Raw genomic sequence first — 17715 nt, forward strand, 5'->3', positions numbered from 1 at the left:
CTTTTGAAAGCAGAAGTACATAACACTTTAAAAAGAAAGCGTTTTCCCTGATGGTTCCGTTTGTCACAGTGATGCAGAGCGGCTTTTTATGTGCCAGAGCACAATACAACGTTGAACGTACTGCTTGTTTCAGCAGGGGAGCTTTTCCGGTTTAGAAAAGAGATCATTGACCATACTGATAGTATTATCAAGAAGTAGGTGCTATCAATATGGGTAATTATTTAAGTGTTGCGGTGGAACTGATATGCGGTTTAGGCATTTTATTTATCATCTTGAAACTTCTGGGGAAAACCCAATTTTCTCAAATTACACCGTTTGACTTTATTTCTGCTTTAATTTTAGGGGAATTGGTCGGAAATGCCGTCTACGATCATGAAATCAAGATCAAAGAAATTATTTTTGCTTCGCTGCTGTGGGGTGTGCTGATTTATATTATTGAATTTATTACGCAAAAAATGAAATCGTCACGAAAGTTCTTGGAGGGTGAGCCGAATATTGTCATTCGCAAAGGGGAACTTCAATATAAAGTATTGAAGAAAAACAAGATGGACATTAACCAGCTCCAAAGCCTTCTGAGGCAAGCGGGGAGCTTCTCGATTCAAGAGGTAGAATATGCGATTCTCGAAACAAATGGGATGATCAGCGTGCTCCCAAAATCCGACTTTGACAAACCGACAAATAAGGATTTGCAGATTCCTCAGAAGTCCGTCTCACTGCCGATCACTTTGATCATAGACGGAGAAATCGTCCGGGATAATCTGAAGGAAGCGGGTGTGGATGAACAGTGGCTGAAGCAGGAATTGAACAAGAAGAACATTGATAAGACGGAGGACGTGTTATTTGCAGAATGGCACAAAAATAAACCGCTGTATACCGTAACATACGAACAAAGCAGATCAACATGACGCTCATAAAAAAAGCTTGCGGCAAGGCGCAAGCTTTTTATTGATTGTATGTCCCTTGTTTGACAGCACGTACATGATACATGCTGACTTCAGTGCTGATCAGATAGTCAGGCTTTGGTTTGCCTTTGTTCGCTTTATGTCCGGCGATATGCGCATCGCTTTTTTCCCATTGCTTCCAGTGATCTTCAGATTCCCAGCGAATCATGACTACCACTTCCTCCTCACCGCGGCGGACGTTCTTTTCAAGGACTGTCACATCAATTAAGCCTTCTTGTTTTTCAATGATTCCTTCAGCGCTGAAATGTTCAATGACTTTATCTGCATGGCCTTCTTTTACCGTCATTTTTCTCAACTGAACAAACATTTGTCTCTCTCCAATCATTCTCATATATGAATAATTGTAAATGAAATTCATTCTCAGTGTCAAAGGAAGTGCAGGGCGAATCGAATCACCGTGCGCAACAGTTTATTCCTTTAATAAAAACACATTCCCATCTTCGTCCTTAAATTGAACGAAAGCGCCCCATTCCATTTGATTGGGCTCACCGAGAAATTCCACACCGTTTGCTTTCATGTTCTCGTATGTACCAAAGATGTCTTCACATTCAAACACGATCGAAGCCTTCATTTGCTCAGAGCCTTTCATCATGGCTTTCGGGTAAATAACTAAACGGGTCTCGGCTCCTTTTGGCGCAACCTCAAGCCAGCTTGCCTCAGGTCCCATCGGGTGGTCTGCCGCAATATCAAAGCCAACCTTCTCCGCCCAAAATTGCTTCGCTTTCTGCTGGTCTTCTACATATACAGCAACAGTGCCAATTTGTTTGATCATAGAGAAACCTCCAATTTGAAAGATAGTTATAATATAACCTGTTTACGGCAAAAGCAACATAAAAAATCAGCCGGGAAACCGGCTGATTTTCGATTAAAATGAGCAGCTCACAACATCGATCCGATTTGTGTCTAAGGCGAAATAAACCCAGCGGCGCCGTGAAGCATCCCAATAAAAGCCGCCGACGGATCTTCTGCCAAGGGTAATCGGATAGAACCAAAATGAGCGGCCGTTGGTTAGCCAAACATAGGTAAACCGGAAGAGGCAGGGCCGAATGGTGACGGGTTCCACCAATAAAACGGCTCCTTGAGGGCCCAACGGTTTTTGGGGTTTCGCTGGGATTTGGGAAGGAGGAGGTCCCTGCGGCGCACTGACGCTGCCCGGAGAAGCGCCGCTGCCCATGCCGGGAGCAGGGCCGCCGCCCATCCCTGGCACCACGCTGCCGCCCATCCCCGGCACCACGCTGCCGCCAGGCCATGGAGAACCAAAACCATTTGGATAACGGTATTCATATTCAAAAACAGGCCACGGCTCATAGAACTGACTGTCAAACATATAAGGATCAACATAATACATGTGATAACGTCCTTTCTCATTGTAAACTATACATTTGCAGTTTATGCGAAGGGACTTTATTTGTGCGTTGGCCTATGGGTGAAATTGGAATGCGCTCTGAGAGCAGAATCATTCGATTTTTCCCTAGTCTTATTCACAATTTCGATTTATCATTTTATAATGAAAGTGCTTCTATTACGAAAAAGGAGACAGACCGTGAATATCGATCAATTATTATATCAATATATCATAGACAACACTGCGGATATTACTGAGAAATGGTTCAGTTTGCGCTGCCAGCTAAAAGGAGAGCTATATTCCGCCGACCAATTAAGTGAAGAAACGAAAACGCTTTTAACCGAGCAACATACATTTACCAATATAACAATCGCAAGCGCATTTCTGGAGGATCAAACCGATTTTGAAGAAAACATGACAAAATGGGCGCAAAACGTTGCGAAAAACAGGGTAGAGCAGGATGTTCAGGTGCATGAGGTAGTGGAAGCCATATCAAATTCCAGAATCTCCTTCTGGGATGCGGTCGTTTCGTTTATCAAAGAGAATCAGGAGATTGTCACAAATGAGGATGCCGACCGATGGAATCGCATTGTCAATCAGTCGTTCGATAAGCTGATTATTGAGTTTTCCGAGCAGTATCAAAAATTTATGCTGCTGAGGCTCACATCTCAGCAGGAACTGATTTCTGAGCTTGGCTGCCCGGTGATTTCCGTTGCAGATGGAATCGGGATATTACCGCTTATCGGCTCCATTGATACAAAACGGGCACGGGTCATTTTGGAAACAGTGCCGGTCCGCTGTATCGAGAGAAAAATCACAAGCCTTGTCGTTGATCTTTCGGGTGTTCCGATTGTGGATACCATGGTGGCGCAGCAATTGTACAACCTGTCAAAAACGCTTTTCTTGCTAGGCATCAAAGCTGTATTTTCAGGGATTCGACCGGATGTGGCTCAGACATCCATTCAATTGGGACTTGATTTCAGTGAATATGAAACGTACGGCACGCTGAAGCAGGCATTAGAAAACATGGGTGTCCGCTGTATTGTTGAAGAATTGGAAGGAAACAAATAGGAAGTTTTCAGGCATATGATTGTCCGCCAACGGGTGATCATATGCCTTTTTGATTTAAACAGAAATCATCATTGATTTATCGAAAAAAACATAATATTATAATTCTTATAAGAATACTGTGAATTAAAACATATTCAACGAGGGGGAAGGTCTTTTGGTTTCAAAATCAACTATCGATCCGGAAGTGATTGAAAAAATAATCAGTTCGCTGGAAACGCTCGATTTCGGTACCGTTCAGATTACAGTTCATGATTCTCAGGTGACCCAGATTGAAAAAATAGAAAAGCACCGTTTTTCGCTGAAAAGGAAAGAATCAAAGTGATCGCATATGGGTGCTTGTTTTCATTAAATTCTCCTTAAAACATATACATATTTCATCCAATTTTTATATAATAGACCTTTAAGATCATTTTTTAGGAGGATTTTTGATATGCAAGCTACAGTTCACGAGAATAAGCAATCGATCATGCAGCGCATCTTGACAGTTTTTGTCTTCACACTGCTGATCGCGACTGTCGGTCTTTTTATCGGCCAATTTGTTCCTGTCGCTTTGATGCTGCCTCTTTCTATTCTAGAAGTGGGGATGATTATTCTGGCCTTCTGGATGCGCAGAAGAAAAGCGGTCGGGTATGCGTTTGTATATACATTCGCCTTAGTTTCCGGCATTACGTTATTTCCGATTGTGAGCCACTACGCCTCCATCGCCGGCGCCTATGTCGTGCTTGAAGCGTTTGGTTCTACATTTATCATTTTTGCCGTTCTCGGTACAATCGGCGCAAAAATGAAGAAGGATTTATCCTTCCTGTGGTCATTTCTGCTGGTCGCGGTGATCGCGCTGGCAGTGGTTGGAATCTTCAACATTTTCAGCCCGTTAAACTCGGCGGCGATGATGGCGTATTCCGTGATCGGAACCATCGTCTTTTCCCTTTACATTTTGTATGATTTGAACCAAATCAAACATCGCCATATTACGGAAGACTTAATTCCGGTTATGGCATTATCGCTGTACCTTGACTTTATCAACTTGTTCATCAACCTGCTTCGCTTCTTCGGCATTTTGAACAGTGATGATTAATGAAAAAGCGCCTGTCTTTGGATAGGCGCTTTTTGCAGGTGGAGAGTTATTGGGAGTGCTGGGCGGTGTTGAGAGAAGGAGATTAAATAGGAAAAGTTCAGAAGGGATTCTGGACTTTTCTTATTTTGTATATTTAAGGAATTAAAATTATGATTTATTAGGTTATACTATAATCGAATTTATGGTTATTATCGGTAAATGAAGTGCAAGAATTGATATAGTTATAAAGAAGATATTAGTCTATTAAGTAATTAAACAGGTTCGCTTAATGTCGAAAAAATTGTTAAGAATGAGGGGGAAATATGGAAAAGCATAAAGATGTATTATTAGAGCAGGTTCAGGAATTTGAACTAGTATTTGAGAAATATTTTAAGGCATTTATGGAGTATTTAAAGGGAGGAATACTAAAAGATAGTGAGTATGTATTTAATCATCCTACTTTATTTCAACTTTCCAATAAGCTTCAAGTAGTTTATTTAAAACTACCTGCATATTTGAGAAAGCGGCTAATGGAACTTGAGTTCGAAGTTTTTCTGCATTGTAATAATGTGGTCGATTTTTATTCGTTTAGAATTTTCTTATTAGAGAATCAGCGTTTTCAAAGAACGTCTACAATTGCCGAAAGAGTGACTTCTGAAATTGATTTAGCAAAACTACTGATAGAAAATGGCACATTTGAGACATACATAAAGTTACCAAAAAGAAATTTTGAATTTTATAGGGAGCAAGCTCAATATAAGATAATGAATGAATTATATGAAAAGAGACTTGAGTCAGAAAAAAATAAAGAAATATCAGCTCAGAATTATGCAGTTAATGAATCTGGAAATGGTTTAGAGAATGATAAAGAGCTTCCAAAAAAAGATGACTTTTTTGATACCGCAATGGAAAAAGTCGGAAGGGCAGGAACTATACTTGATTCAGCTGATAATATAGTTGGAAAGACATTTAATCTAATAAAAGCTTTAACCAATATAGGGAAACTTTTCTGATGATAACTACATTAACAGATATTGGATGAAATAAGTGTAAATAATTTGATGTGCATATTAAAATCTTTAATATGGTCTTACTAACTGAACTACATTTCTATAAACAAGAGAGAAGTACTTAGTACTCCTCTCACATCCCTTTATTCCGTATCCGCTCAATCACTTCATGCAGCCCCTCAGGCTTATAAAACTCCACCGGCGAACTGCCCTTCTCAAACGAAATCGTCTCGGCTTCAATCAGCGCGACATAGCGTCCGTTTACTTTTGCGAGATGAATTGAGTCGCCAAAATCGGCTAACAATCCCTTAATTTCTGTTTCTCCGACTTTCATTTTCAGCTCGGCCTCTGGCGTGTGCTCGATGATTTGGGCGGAGGCTTCGATGACCTGATGGGTGTCGAGGCGTTCTTGGATTTCCCGTTTTTCGCTTGCTTCCCATATTTCGATATCGTGCTCAAACTGCTTGAGTTCTTCGCTGTTGTCTTCAAATGTCTCGTAGACGTGTTCCTGCACCATATTCATGACCTGGTTTTTCATGATTTCCGGCATCGATTCTCCGTACTCGACGAATTTCAGAAAGTCCTCAAAATAGCGTGCGTGCGAGGCCTGGTGGATTTTCAGCTCGCCTTCCTCAACCATTCCTTCTTCGGGCATGTACGGATATTGGATGCTTTTCATATTTTTTGTCGTGATCGCCATTTCGACTTTTTTAATGAGAGAAGATCTGTCTGAAATGCGGGCGACCTTCGGCTCAAAATCACATTTCATAATGAAGACAAATGACTCGTCGAAATATTTTCTCGGCACGGCTGAGGCGACGAGAAACACGCCGCCGCGGACGGCGCTCGTGTCGAGATATGTGCGGACGAACTGCTCGCTCAGCTCGTTAAAGTCTTCTTTTGTTTCCGCCAGACGCGCGCGGTTAAACATGTTGTAATTCGGGTTGGAATCGAGCTCGTGGCCGGGCTCGACGATAAAATGGCCGATTTTTGTCGGCACTTGCTCAGACTGCGGATGGCGCTCGGCTTTCCGTTTGACGATTTTTTTCAGCTCTCCGTCGAGAAAGTCCTTCAGCTCGCTTTCTTCAAATTCAGCCATATCAAGGGTTTGAAAATGCTTGAACTGCTTATTCGCCTGCTCATCCTTGCCTTCCACCTGTATGACATAAAAGGATAAAAACCGAATTTCAAAATCCATATATGAACTCACCTTATTCACGTATTGTACAGCTTCTCAAGTATAGAAAAAACGATGATTGTACGTCAATCAGGGAATAAGTGGACAAAGCCATGCCCTTTTAAAAAAATGGTGATCACACTAAACATCCGCGCATACAATAACGACAGTCCGCCCAACTGTCTGCAAAACCTATTTTTCGTTTTTGCTAGTTTATGTTATTCTTATACTCAGTATCTATTTCTTTTTTCCCCTGCACACACGACAAAAGAAATTCTTTTTTTATTTTCTGAGAAAAAATGTGAAACGAAACGAAGGGTTCTTTCGTCCAGTGTTTGGTTTTGAAATGGATGTAATACAAATGGTATGGTGCAAAACATAAATATTCCGGCTTGCCCGGTGTATTTATTTGTTGTGTGATGCCTTGATTTTTTTTTGAAAGAAGGAATTGGAAGGCAGGATAAAGAGCAGGTAAATATGAATAAAGACTTAAAGTGATTTAAGAAAGTAGAGGTTGCCATGAAGAAACTTTTTTCTTACAAACTTAGCTTTTTTGTGCTGGCTGTTATACTGTTTTGGGCAAAAACGTATTTATCCTACAAGACTGAATTTAATCTTGGGGTAAAAGGCACAACTCAGGAGATCCTCCTGATATTTAACCCATTCTCAAGCGCCGTTTTCTTTTTAGGACTGGCTTTGCTTGCGAAAGGGCGTAAATCAGCCATTATCATGCTGATTATCGATTTCATCATGACATTTGTGTTATACGCAAATATTTTATTCTATCGTTTCTTTGACGATTTCTTGACGTTCCCGAACATTAAACAGTCCGGCAACGTCGGAAACATGGGAGACGGGATTTTCAGTATCATGGCCGGACATGATATTTTCTATTTCTTAGATATCATTATTTTAATTGCGGTATTGATCTGGAGACCAGAATTAAAAGAATTCAAAATGAAAAAACGTTTTGCATCTTTAGTGATCCTTTCCGGGATCGCACTGTTTTTCATTAACCTGCACTTTGCGGAAAAAGACCGTCCGGAGCTGCTGACAAGAACGTTTGACCGCAATTATATTGTCAAATATATAGGTCTTTACAATTACACCATTTATGACGGCGTGCAGACGGCTCAAGCGGAAACGCAAAGAGCCTATGCGAGCAGTGATGACTTAACAAGCGTCGAGAATTATACGACGTCTCATTATGCGAAACCGAATGCCGAGTATTTCGGCTCTGCCAAAGGCAAAAACATCATTAAGATTCACCTGGAGAGCTTCCAGTCATTCCTGATTAATTATAAGCTGAACGGTGAAGAGGTGACGCCGTTCTTGAATAAACTCGCACACGGCGGGGAAGATGTGACGTATTTTGATAACTTCTTCCATCAGACAGGCCAGGGAAAAACATCTGATGCCGAGCTGACAATGGATAACTCGATCTTCGGGCTTCCTGAAGGTTCCGCGTTTGTGACAAAAGGCGAAAACACATACCAGTCGCTTCCTGCGATTTTAGACCAGAAGGAAGGCTACACAAGCGCTGTCCTGCATGGTGACTACAAATCGTTCTGGAACCGTGACCAGATATACAAACATATCGGTTATGACAAGTTCTTTGACGCAAGCACGTATGATATGTCAGATGAAAATGTCATTAACATGGGACTTAAGGATAAACCGTTCTTTACAGAATCGATTCCAAAACTTGAGTCTCTGAAACAGCCGTTTTACGCGCATTTGATTACATTGACAAACCATTATCCGTTTAATCTGGATGAAAAAGATGCGTCTCTTAAAAAAGCGACAACCGGTGATGACACAGTCGACAGCTACTTCCAGACTGCCCGTTACCTTGACGAGGCCTTAGAGCAATTCTTCAAAGAGCTGAAGAAAGCCGGCTTATATGACAACTCAGTGATCATGATTTACGGTGACCATAACGGTATTTCTGAAAACCATAACCGTGCGATGAAAGAGATTCTTGGAAAAGAGATCACAGGTTATCAAAATGCGCAGAACCAGCGCGTGCCGCTGATGATCCGAGTACCTGGCAAAAAAGGCGGAGTGAACCATACGTATGGCGGCGAGGTTGACGTCACGCCGACACTTCTGCATTTAGAAGGAATTGATTCTCAGAAATATATCAATTTCGGTACTGATTTATTCTCTAAAGACCACGATGATACAGTGGCATTCAGAAACGGTGACTTTGTGACGCCGAAGTATACATCTGTCGATAATATCATTTACGATACGAAGACTGGTGAAAAACTGAAAGCGAATGAAGAAACGAAGAATCTGAAAGCAAGAGTGAGCCAGCAGCTGAGTCTTTCAGACAGTGTCCTGTACAAAGACTTGCTGAGATTCCACAAACTCAGCGATTTCAAAGCCGTTGATCCATCTGATTATCATTACGGCAGGGAAAAAGAAATCAAATAAGACGAGAAAGAGCCTTGAGCGGGCGCAATGCCTTCGCTCAAGGCTCTTTTTTTGGTTACATAACCAACTTGAAAAAATAGATTTCATTTGGTCACCAAGACCGCTTTTCTCTCATATCATTACAGTAGATTTTGAAACCGGTATTGAAGTCGGACAAATTATCGGGGAAACGTCTTGATAGATTGTAAAGATGTACCAGGTTTCGAACTCAATATTCATAGAGATGAGGGGTAGAGATGAAAGCGGTCATTCTCTGCGGCGGAAAAGGAACGAGAATGAGTGAAGTTACGAATGACATTCCTAAACCGCTCGCCATGATAGGCGGCAAACCGATTCTATGGCATATTATGAAAATCTATCAGTACTACGGAGTAAACGAGTTTATTCTGCTTTTAGGCTATAAAGGAGAAAAAATCAAAGAATACTTTCTCGACTATGAATGGAAGCACAACAGCCTGACTCTTGACAGTTCTACGGGAGAGGTGCAGATGCTGGGGCAGCCTGAAACGTGGAAAATTACGTTTTTGGAGACAGGGGAAGACACGCTGACAGCCGGAAGAATCTTGCAGGCAAAAGACTATATCGGCGATGAAACGTTTCTGCTTACCTATGGGGACGGGCTGGCCAATATTAATCTTTTCCATCTCATCAGCTATCATCAGGAAAAAGGTGCTGCCGCGACGGTCACCGGCATTGACAAAGTCTCGCAGTTCGGCACCTTGACGGTGAAGGACGGCATGGCGAAAACATTTTCTGAAAAGACATCGAGTGACGGAATCATCAACGGCGGATTCTTCGTTCTCAGTCCCAAGGTTTTCGATTATTTGCCGAAGAACGGGAACACAATGTTCGAAGATGAACCGCTGAAGAACCTTGCCAAAGACGGAGAGCTTGCCGTGTACCGCCATTACGGATTTTGGACGGCTATCGATACGTATAAAAACCTTTTAGAAGTCAACAAGATGTGGGATCAAGGACAACAAGTATGGAAGGTATGGTGAACTGATTTGAGTTTCTGGAAAAATAAAAATGTATTTGTTACGGGGTGTACAGGTCTCTTAGGAAGTTACTTAGTAAAAGAGCTGATCGAACAGGGCGCAAACGTGACGGGACTTGTCAGGGATCATGTGCCTCAATCCAACCTTTATCAGGGGGAACATATCAAGAAAATGAATGTCGTGCGAGGGTCTCTTGAAGACTTGCCTGTCATTGAACGCGCGCTTGGCGAGTATGAAATTGATACTGTCTTTCATCTCGCTGCACAAGCGATTGTCGGCGTGGCAAACCGCAACCCGATTTCCACCTTTGAAGCGAATATTCTCGGCACGTGGAATGTTCTTGAAGCCTGCCGGAAGCATCCGTTAATCAAGCGCGTGATTGTCGCTTCAAGTGATAAAGCTTACGGCGATCAAGAAAACCTTCCGTACGATGAGAATATGCCGCTGCAAGGCAAGCATCCGTACGACGTCTCAAAAAGCTGCGCAGACCTGATCAGCCACACGTATTTTCACACATACGGGCTTCCGGTCTGCATCACGCGCTGCGGGAACCTGTATGGCGGCGGGGATTTGAATTTCAACCGTATCATTCCGCAGACGATTCAGCTTGTGCTGAACGGAGAAGCGCCTGAAATCCGCAGCGACGGCACCTTTGTCCGGGACTACTTCTATATTGAAGATGCCGTTCAGGCTTATTTGCTTCTGGCAGAAAAAATGGAAGAAAACAATCTTGCAGGAGAGGCCTTTAATTTCAGCAATGAAATTCAGCTGACCGTACTTGAACTGGTAGAAAAAATCTTGAAGAAAATGAACAGTGATCTGGAGCCGAAAGTGCTGAATCAGGGAAGCAATGAAATCAAACATCAATATTTATCCGCGGAAAAAGCAAGAAAGCTGCTGAATTGGACCCCGGCCTACACCATTGATGAAGGACTTGAAAAAACGATTGAATGGTATACGGAATTCTTCAACAAGTAATGTGAAACGAGGTGAACATCACTGTGGCCAGCGCGTATTGCACCGTTTTATCAAAAGGGAGATTATATCAGGCAGTCGCCTTATTTAAGTCGTTAGAGCAAGTTGATCAGGACAGTCCGATTTTTACGCTGTGCATGGATGAGGATACGCACCGCGTTTTACAGAAGCTTGCGATGAAGCAGCTGAACCTTGTGCCTGTGGCCGCCCTTGAAAATGAAATGCTCTTGAAGCTCAAGGAAACGAGAGATCAAAGCGAGTACTGCTGGACGATGAAGCCGATCTTTCTGCAAGCGGTGCTGAACAGCAATCCCGAGCTGGATCGTGTGACATATATTGACGGGGATCTCTTTTTCTATGCAGATCCATCACCAATTTTTGAAAACCAGCCGGACTGCTCGGTGCTGCTTTCACGGGGGGATATCGTCATCCCTTCCTTTGAGAAAGAGCAGATTGACATGCTGCAGCGGCTTTTAGGCAAATATAACTCCGGCTTTATCAGCTTTAAGCATGATGATGCGGGTACGGATTGCTTGGAGTGGTGGAAGAATCGCTGTCTTGAGGAATGTAAAAATGCCCCGGGTGAAGGGAAATTCGGCGATCAGGGCTATTTGGATTATATGTCTGAGCTGTTTCCGAATGTGTGCGACATTACGACACCCGGTGTGAACATCGGCCACTGGAACTACGGTCAGCACACGTTTTCCTGGAAGGATGGCCGGATCGTTCTGGAGGATGGCAGCCCGCTGATCTTTTACCATTTCAGCGGATATCGAATCGTCAGCATGAATGAAATCAAACAGATTCATGAAACAACCCGCACAGACCTGCCGTTTGTGCATGAGCTGTACCAAGAGACACTGCCGCATATCATTCAGCATATCAAAACGTTAGACCCTGAATTTAACGGTTTTGCTTCAAAAGATGACAACAAATAAATGAGTAAATACAGGAAGTGAAATGAAGTGAAAGCAAGCGTTATTATTCCTGCATATAATTCAAAGGAACGTCTCTATAACAGCCTTCTGTCATTAAATCAGCAGGAGTGCGATGAGGAATTCGAAGTCATTGTAGCGGACAATGGCTCTGAAGACGGGACGCTCTCGATGCTTGAGTCGTTTCAAGCGGATTTTCCGCTGATTTTTATACGGATTAAAGAAAACAGAGGCATCGCGTACGGGCGAAATCAGGCGCTTCGCAATGCCAGAGGAGATATCCTGATTTTCCATGACAGCGATATGCTTGCGGCAAAGGACCTTGTGGCAAAGCATATCAAAGCGCATGAGAATGAAGAGGATCTCGTCGTGTGCGGTTTGTTTTGGAAACGGATCTACAGTTTTTATTATGAACGGTTTGAAGACGAACATAAGGAACAGCTCGCAAAGCTCATAGACGAAATGCCGAAGAAAGACAAACAAAAGCTGCTGAATGAAGCGGATATCAAGAACGGAAGCTTCCTGGACAAAAGCTTTGACCTCGATACCGACTTTATCCACGTGCTCAAACGGATTTTAGATGAGTACGGAGATGATTTGAAAGGCTATCATATGCCATGGCGTTTTTTTATCACGAATAATTCCTCTGTTAAACGCAAGCATGTGGTTGACCTCGGTTTATTTGATGAAGGCATTGTACGGTACGGGTTTGAGGATTATGACCTCGGGATCAGGCTTCATCAGGCCGGACTGACGTTCAGGCTGCATCGAGACATTGTCAGTGTTCACCAGGAGCACCCGAGCAATTGTAAGTCTGTAGACGATATTCGGGCAAACATTGCCTATATGTGCGATAAATACAACAACATCAACTCCTTAGACGTTCATCTCGCTTTTAACGGGCCGTTCCCGCCTGACATGACAAACGGCATCATGACTGATATTCATAAGCTTTTGGAATCTCAGAAATACGACATGCTGCTGAATCTGTTTCTTGAGCTTCTCCATGTTGTCAAAGAGCGCAACATTGATCCGGATTGGCAAAAGAAAGCCCCAAGGGTGACGGCGAACAACTTTGATTTGCAATCTGTCCGCAAGCTTCTGCCAAAAGCGAAGAAGAAGCTTGGCGTGAACGATTTTGCTAACGCGCTGTATGCGCTTGTCAACGATTTGCTGCACGTGGATCTTAGATAATTGGATGTGGTATGGTGAATACATTTCATTTTTCAACGATAGTGTCAAGGACGCATATCTTTAAGCTTATGCCCATGATTCATTCTCTCCATGAGCATTGCGATGATTTTCATTTGTATGTGCTGTGTGTCGACCAGAAAGCGTATGAATTGCTTCAGCACGTGCCATGGGAGCATGTGACCTTTGTGCGGCTGCATGAAATGGAAGACCCGGAGCTGCTGAAAGCGAAAAGCAATCGAACGTTTCATGAATATTGCTGGACATTGAAGCCCGCTTTTTTGTTCCATGTCATGAGCAAGTGGAAGGACGCAGAATACTTTGCCCATATGGATACCGATCTGTTTTTCTTTTCTGATCCGGCACATCTTTTTGCAGAAAACCCGACGGCTTCTCTGTATTTGACTGATCACCGCAACTCGCCGCGGTTCATGTCCTATTATGAACGGACCGGCCGTTATAACACGGGCTTTGTCGGTGCCGGGAATACCGATGAAGCCTATGAAGCGGTGTGGCAGTGGAGACAGGACTGCATTGCCTTTTGTACGGTAGAGATGGATACGGAACGAAAGACGTACGGTGATCAAAGATATGTGGAGACATGGCCGGCGCAGTACAAGGATGTGCATGTTGTCAAATCAATCGGAGCCAATACGGCGCTTTGGAATATCGAAAACTATAAGGTCGGGCAAAAGGACGGGCGCGTGTATATAGATGAAACGCCGCTGATTTTCTATCATTTCTCGGGGTTTACACTGGTGACGGAAAAAGAGTTTAATCTTTGCTGGTACTACCGGATTGAAGATGAAGCGACAATTGAGATGATTTATATGCCGTATATTTTAAGTCTGAAGAGATGGATTGACGAAATACAGTCGGCGTTTCCCGGCTTTGCGGATGGCTTTATCCCGAAGCATGCAGTGCCTGACACTCATTTTATACAGCTGGATTAAAAAATCCCTGCCAAGCGGCAGGGGTTTTTTAGCTATGCCATTCTCTCAGCTTCTGATCACTCGGCAATAGGAAGGCAAGGATGCCGAGAACAGGGAGAAAGGCGATGGCGAGCATTGTCGGGGTCAGTCCTGCGGCGTCAATCAGAGCGCCCAGGGCTACAGCGCCGATCGCGCCCATTCCGAAGGCGAGCCCGACGGTCAAACCGGACATTGTGCCGATTTTTCCAGGGACAAGCTCCTGTGCGTAGACAACCGTTACGGAAAAGCTCGACATCAGAACCAAGCCGATCAATGCGAGTACGCCATAGGCGATCACCGGGCCTGCGAACGGAAGAAAAATCGCCAGCGGCGCCGAGCAGAGCAGCGAACCGAGAATCACGAAGCGTTTTCCGAATCGGTCTGCAAGAGGGCCGCCCAGAAACGTGCCGACAGCGCCGAACAGCAAAAAGACAAAAATATAGCTCTGCGCCTGCTGAATGCTTACGTGATATGTATCCATCGCGTAAAATGTGTAAAAGTTGCCAATCGCACTCGTATACCAAGAACGAGCAAAAATGAGAAAAATAATAATGATAAGAGCAGATACAACAGACTTGGTGATAGCCGTGTTGTCGGCCGTTTTCTTTTGTTTGCCGGACTTCTGGGCAAAATTTCCGAGACGTGCGGCGTACCATTTCGCGATATACAGCAGAAACATAACAGCGAGCGCGGCGACAAGCGTGAACCAAACGGCGCCGAATTGTCCGAGCGGTACAAGGATCAGCGCGGTGATCAGAGGCGCCATCGCCTGACCTGAGTTTCCGCCCACCTGGTAGATCGACTGGGCGAGACCGCGTTTTGTGCCAGCGGCCATATACGCCACACGGGAGCCTTCCGGATGGAAAATGGCCGAGCCTAATCCGATGAAAAACACACAGCATAAGATCGTGACAAATGACGGGGCAAATGCAAGGCCCAAAATGCCGAGCATGCTCGCAGTCAGGCCGATTGGCAGCGCGTAAGGCCGGGGCTGTTTATCGGTATACCAGCCGACGACAGGCTGCATCACAGATGACACCATGTTTAATGTAAAAGCGATGATGCCAAGCTGTGTAAACGTCAGGCTCATGGAGCGCTCCAAAATGGGGAACATGGCTGGAATCACGGCTTGCAGCGAATCGTTGAGCATGTGGCAGATTCCGATGATAATCAAAATCGGATACACGGTGGTGCCGGGTTTTTGAACTGTTTTTTCTTTTAGCGGGGCGGCGATAGCCAAATGAGTTTCCTCCTTACATATATAGTAAAAGCATACCACCATATTATTCATAAGGTGAAGAATTTATCAAGAGGGAAAAAGACTCTTTGAAAAGAAACACCGTCAGCCTGATTAGCAGCTGACGGAATGTTCGATATTCAAAATGCGGTACAGCTCTTCAAGCTCGCGAATCTCATATGTTGGCATGATCTCTAATTCATTTTGCTTCAAGTCAGGGTTAAACCAGCAAGTATCAAGCCCGGCGAGCTGTCCGCCTTTCACATCAGCAGTGAGTGAATCGCCAATGATTAATGTGTGCTCCGCTGAAAATTGGGGTATCCGTGCAAACACGTAATCGAAATATTCCTTCATTGGCTTTTGGCACCCTGTGTCTTCAGATACGAAAATATCCTTGAAGAACGGGAACAATCCTGAATCACGGAGACGCTTATATTGCGTCTTAGACACGCCGTTTGTCACGATATACAAATCAAACTGAAGCTGCAGATTTGAGATGAGATCGAAGGCGCCGTCCATTAGCTGATGCCCTTTTTCAAGAAAACGGCGGTATTTTTGCTCAAGCAAAGCGCCGTCCGCCTCATAACCGTATTCCTTGAACAAAGCGGAAAAACGGGTGTTCACGACTTCATCTCGTGTAATCTTTCCTTCTTCAAAAGCTCTCCATAGGCTTTGATTGATTGTTTTATACTGCCTCTTCATTTCATCTGTTAAAGGAATATTTTGATCTTCAAACAGCAAACGCAGCGCCAATGCTTCTGCCGCCTTAAAATCAAGGATGGTATCATCTACATCAAATAATAGAGTGCGGTATTGTTTCATCAGTTGTCTCCCTTTCTGCATATGTACTGAAAGTATAGCACATAAAAAAAGGAAAAAGCCGGCGGGTGAGGCACCGCCGGCTGAAAAGGTTATTGATTTAGTAAGCTGTGTTTTCGTGAATACAGGAAATAAACCAGCGTTCCGACAGCGATCCAGATCACAAATGAAAGCCACGTGATACCGGGAAGGCTGTACATGAACCAAAGGCAGATGCCTGCGCTGATAATCGGCACGACCGGAACGAACGGCACTCTGAAGGACGCTTTGATTTCCGGGTGTTTCTTTCTTAACACAATGACAGCAATCGAAATGACCGTAAACGCGGCCAGCGTCCCCATGTTCACCAGATGGGCCAGCGTTCCGAGGTTAATAAACCCGGCGATTCCTGCCGCAACGATACCTGTCAGCCATGTGTTGCGGAACGGCGTTTTAAATGACGGATGAACCTTTGCGAACACCCCAGGCAGAAGGCCATCTCTGCTCATGGCAAATGTCAAACGAACCTGAGCGTACAGCAAAGCGAGCATAACCGTCGTAATCCCGATAATGGCACCGACAGAAATAATTCCGGCAACAGCGTCCTGGCCGACGAATTTCAGCGCGAAGGACACCGGATCACCGACATTCAATTTCGTATAAGGCATCATGCCTGTCAGCACAAGCGATACCGTGATGTACAAAACGGTACAGACGGCAAGAGCTGTAATAATGCCGACCGGCATGTTTTTTTGCGGATTTTTCACTTCCTCGGAAGCGTTAGAAACCGCGTCAAATCCGAGATACGCGAAGAACACAGTTGCCGCGCTGACAATGACGCCTTTCATCCCGAATGGCATGAAAGGAGACCAGTTATCCGGTTTGACGTAACCAATGCCGACAATGATGAACAATAAAATGATCGCAATTTTCATCAGTACGATGACATTGTTAAAGCGTGTGCTTTCCTTGGCGCCTCTGCTGACAATCGCAGTGATGAGGAGAATGATCACTGCGGCCGGAAGGTTAAACACGGCGCCCGGCGTGCTTCCAGGCGCTCCCGTCAGTGCGGACGGAAGATGAAGGTTGAAGCCGGCAAGCAGTGATTGAAAGTAAGAAGACCAGCCGGTGGCAACCGCCGACAGCGCAATAACGTATTCAAGCATGAGATCCCAGCCGATCAAAAAGGCGAGCAGTTCGCCGAGTGTCACATAGGAGTATGAGTACACGCTTCCCGAAATCGGAATCGAAGACGAAAACTCAGCATAACAGAAGGCAGCAAGAGCACAGGCGAGCCCTGCTAAAATAAACGATATGATGAGAGCGGGACCCGCTCCGGTTGCAGCCACTGTTCCTGTAATGACAAAAATCCCTGTACCGATGACACAGCCGATGCCAAGCAAGGTTAAATCAAATGCGCTCAACGTACGGGCAAGGCTTTTTGACTTGCTCTGCGCGCTCAATGTTTCAAGCGGTTTTTTTCTAAATAATGAACTCATCAAAGTTCCTCCTGGAAAATTCGAAATATTCTAATCATTATATGCAGTTCTCG

The 17715-nt window shown here is 44.2% G+C and carries 18 protein-coding genes; 11 read left to right on the forward strand and 7 right to left on the reverse strand.

What is annotated here, in order from left to right; translation table 11 throughout:
* Positions 1-209 precede the first annotated feature (209 nt).
* A complete protein-coding gene (locus G4P54_RS03805; RefSeq protein WP_167871819.1) occupies positions 210-905 on the forward strand; it encodes a DUF421 domain-containing protein in 696 nt (231 codons plus the stop codon).
* Positions 906-942: 37 nt separating this feature from the next.
* Here the strand turns inward: G4P54_RS03805 and hmoA are convergent, their stop codons facing one another.
* From hmoA to G4P54_RS03820, 3 genes are all read right to left on the reverse strand, one after another.
* Entirely contained in the window at positions 943-1269 is a 327-nt protein-coding gene (gene hmoA, locus G4P54_RS03810) for a heme-degrading oxygenase HmoA (RefSeq protein WP_167871820.1), read from the reverse strand.
* Between the two features lie 102 nt (positions 1270-1371).
* A complete protein-coding gene (locus G4P54_RS03815) occupies positions 1372-1734 on the reverse strand; it encodes a VOC family protein (protein ID WP_167871821.1) in 363 nt (120 codons plus the stop codon).
* 93 nt (positions 1735-1827) lie between these two features.
* A complete protein-coding gene (locus tag G4P54_RS03820) occupies positions 1828-2310 on the reverse strand; it encodes a hypothetical protein (RefSeq protein WP_167871822.1) in 483 nt (160 codons plus the stop codon).
* A gap of 195 nt (positions 2311-2505) precedes the next feature.
* On the opposite strand from G4P54_RS03820, the gene G4P54_RS03825 reads away from it, so the two are divergent.
* From G4P54_RS03825 to G4P54_RS03840, 4 genes are all read left to right on the forward strand, one after another.
* Entirely contained in the window at positions 2506-3378 is an 873-nt protein-coding gene (locus G4P54_RS03825) for an STAS domain-containing protein (protein ID WP_024715797.1), read from the forward strand.
* 154 nt (positions 3379-3532) lie between these two features.
* Positions 3533-3700 carry a YezD family protein gene (locus G4P54_RS03830; protein WP_014476089.1) on the forward strand — a complete coding sequence of 56 codons (168 nt, stop codon included), beginning with the start codon at positions 3533-3535 and terminating at the stop codon, positions 3698-3700.
* A 108-nt stretch (positions 3701-3808) separates the two neighbouring features.
* The gene (locus tag G4P54_RS03835; protein ID WP_167871823.1) at positions 3809-4453 is read left to right on the forward strand and encodes a Bax inhibitor-1/YccA family protein; all 645 of its coding nucleotides are present in this window, start codon (positions 3809-3811) and stop codon (positions 4451-4453) included.
* Between the two features lie 302 nt (positions 4454-4755).
* Positions 4756-5445, forward strand: coding sequence for a hypothetical protein (locus tag G4P54_RS03840; protein ID WP_167871824.1), 690 nt, complete (start codon positions 4756-4758; stop codon positions 5443-5445).
* A gap of 130 nt (positions 5446-5575) precedes the next feature.
* Here the strand turns inward: G4P54_RS03840 and G4P54_RS03845 are convergent, their stop codons facing one another.
* A complete protein-coding gene (locus G4P54_RS03845; protein ID WP_167871825.1) occupies positions 5576-6640 on the reverse strand; it encodes a DUF3900 domain-containing protein in 1065 nt (354 codons plus the stop codon).
* Positions 6641-7138: 498 nt separating this feature from the next.
* Between G4P54_RS03845 and ltaS1 the strand changes: the two genes are divergently transcribed.
* From ltaS1 to G4P54_RS03875, 6 genes are all read left to right on the forward strand, one after another.
* Complete coding sequence (ltaS1, locus tag G4P54_RS03850) at positions 7139-9058, forward strand: lipoteichoic acid synthase LtaS1 (protein ID WP_024715793.1); 1920 nt, start codon at positions 7139-7141, stop codon at positions 9056-9058.
* A gap of 236 nt (positions 9059-9294) precedes the next feature.
* Entirely contained in the window at positions 9295-10059 is a 765-nt protein-coding gene (locus tag G4P54_RS03855; RefSeq protein ID WP_167871826.1) for a glucose-1-phosphate cytidylyltransferase, read from the forward strand.
* Positions 10060-10065: 6 nt separating this feature from the next.
* Complete coding sequence (locus G4P54_RS03860; protein WP_024715791.1) at positions 10066-11034, forward strand: GDP-mannose 4,6-dehydratase; 969 nt, start codon at positions 10066-10068, stop codon at positions 11032-11034.
* 23 nt (positions 11035-11057) lie between these two features.
* Positions 11058-11969, forward strand: a complete 912-nt coding sequence (locus tag G4P54_RS03865; protein WP_024715790.1) for a glycosyltransferase family protein — start codon at positions 11058-11060, stop codon at positions 11967-11969.
* A 27-nt stretch (positions 11970-11996) separates the two neighbouring features.
* The gene (locus G4P54_RS03870; RefSeq protein WP_167871827.1) at positions 11997-13160 is read left to right on the forward strand and encodes a glycosyltransferase family 2 protein; all 1164 of its coding nucleotides are present in this window, start codon (positions 11997-11999) and stop codon (positions 13158-13160) included.
* A gap of 14 nt (positions 13161-13174) precedes the next feature.
* Positions 13175-14110: a putative nucleotide-diphospho-sugar transferase gene (locus G4P54_RS03875; protein ID WP_167873820.1), complete on the forward strand. Its 936-nt coding sequence runs from the start codon at positions 13175-13177 to the stop codon at positions 14108-14110.
* Between the two features lie 28 nt (positions 14111-14138).
* Here the strand turns inward: G4P54_RS03875 and G4P54_RS03880 are convergent, their stop codons facing one another.
* The 3 genes from G4P54_RS03880 to bcaP form a co-directional block, all read right to left on the reverse strand.
* Entirely contained in the window at positions 14139-15368 is a 1230-nt protein-coding gene (locus G4P54_RS03880; protein WP_167871828.1) for an MFS transporter, read from the reverse strand.
* Positions 15369-15479: 111 nt separating this feature from the next.
* Positions 15480-16187, reverse strand: a complete 708-nt coding sequence (locus G4P54_RS03885) for a YjjG family noncanonical pyrimidine nucleotidase (protein WP_167871829.1) — start codon at positions 16185-16187, stop codon at positions 15480-15482.
* A gap of 89 nt (positions 16188-16276) precedes the next feature.
* Positions 16277-17662 (reverse strand): branched-chain amino acid transporter BcaP, encoded by a 1386-nt coding sequence (gene bcaP / locus G4P54_RS03890; protein WP_167871830.1) that lies wholly within the window; start codon positions 17660-17662, stop codon positions 16277-16279.
* Positions 17663-17715: the final 53 nt, after the last annotated feature.

It is taken from the genome of Bacillus tequilensis, from assembly GCF_012225885.1.
In the GTDB taxonomy this organism is placed as follows: Bacteria; Bacillota; Bacilli; order Bacillales; family Bacillaceae; genus Bacillus; species Bacillus tequilensis.

What these genes read in the sequence shown, in the direction of transcription:
- G4P54_RS03805 (WP_167871819.1), top strand. Translation starts at nt 210, where the DNA reads ATGGGTAATTATTTAAGTGTTGCGGTGGAACTGATATGCGGTTTAGGC.
- G4P54_RS03885 (WP_167871829.1), bottom strand. Translation starts at nt 16,187, where the DNA reads ATGAAACAATACCGCACTCTATTATTTGATGTAGATGATACCATCCTT.
- G4P54_RS03815 (WP_167871821.1), bottom strand. Translation starts at nt 1,734, where the DNA reads ATGATCAAACAAATTGGCACTGTTGCTGTATATGTAGAAGACCAGCAG.
- bcaP (WP_167871830.1), bottom strand. Translation starts at nt 17,662, where the DNA reads ATGAGTTCATTATTTAGAAAAAAACCGCTTGAAACATTGAGCGCGCAG.
- hmoA (WP_167871820.1), bottom strand. Translation starts at nt 1,269, where the DNA reads ATGTTTGTTCAGTTGAGAAAAATGACGGTAAAAGAAGGCCATGCAGAT.
- ltaS1 (WP_024715793.1), top strand. Translation starts at nt 7,139, where the DNA reads ATGAAGAAACTTTTTTCTTACAAACTTAGCTTTTTTGTGCTGGCTGTT.
- G4P54_RS03855 (WP_167871826.1), top strand. Translation starts at nt 9,295, where the DNA reads ATGAAAGCGGTCATTCTCTGCGGCGGAAAAGGAACGAGAATGAGTGAA.
- G4P54_RS03835 (WP_167871823.1), top strand. Translation starts at nt 3,809, where the DNA reads ATGCAAGCTACAGTTCACGAGAATAAGCAATCGATCATGCAGCGCATC.
- G4P54_RS03845 (WP_167871825.1), bottom strand. Translation starts at nt 6,640, where the DNA reads ATGGATTTTGAAATTCGGTTTTTATCCTTTTATGTCATACAGGTGGAA.
- G4P54_RS03840 (WP_167871824.1), top strand. Translation starts at nt 4,756, where the DNA reads ATGGAAAAGCATAAAGATGTATTATTAGAGCAGGTTCAGGAATTTGAA.
- G4P54_RS03820 (WP_167871822.1), bottom strand. Translation starts at nt 2,310, where the DNA reads ATGTATTATGTTGATCCTTATATGTTTGACAGTCAGTTCTATGAGCCG.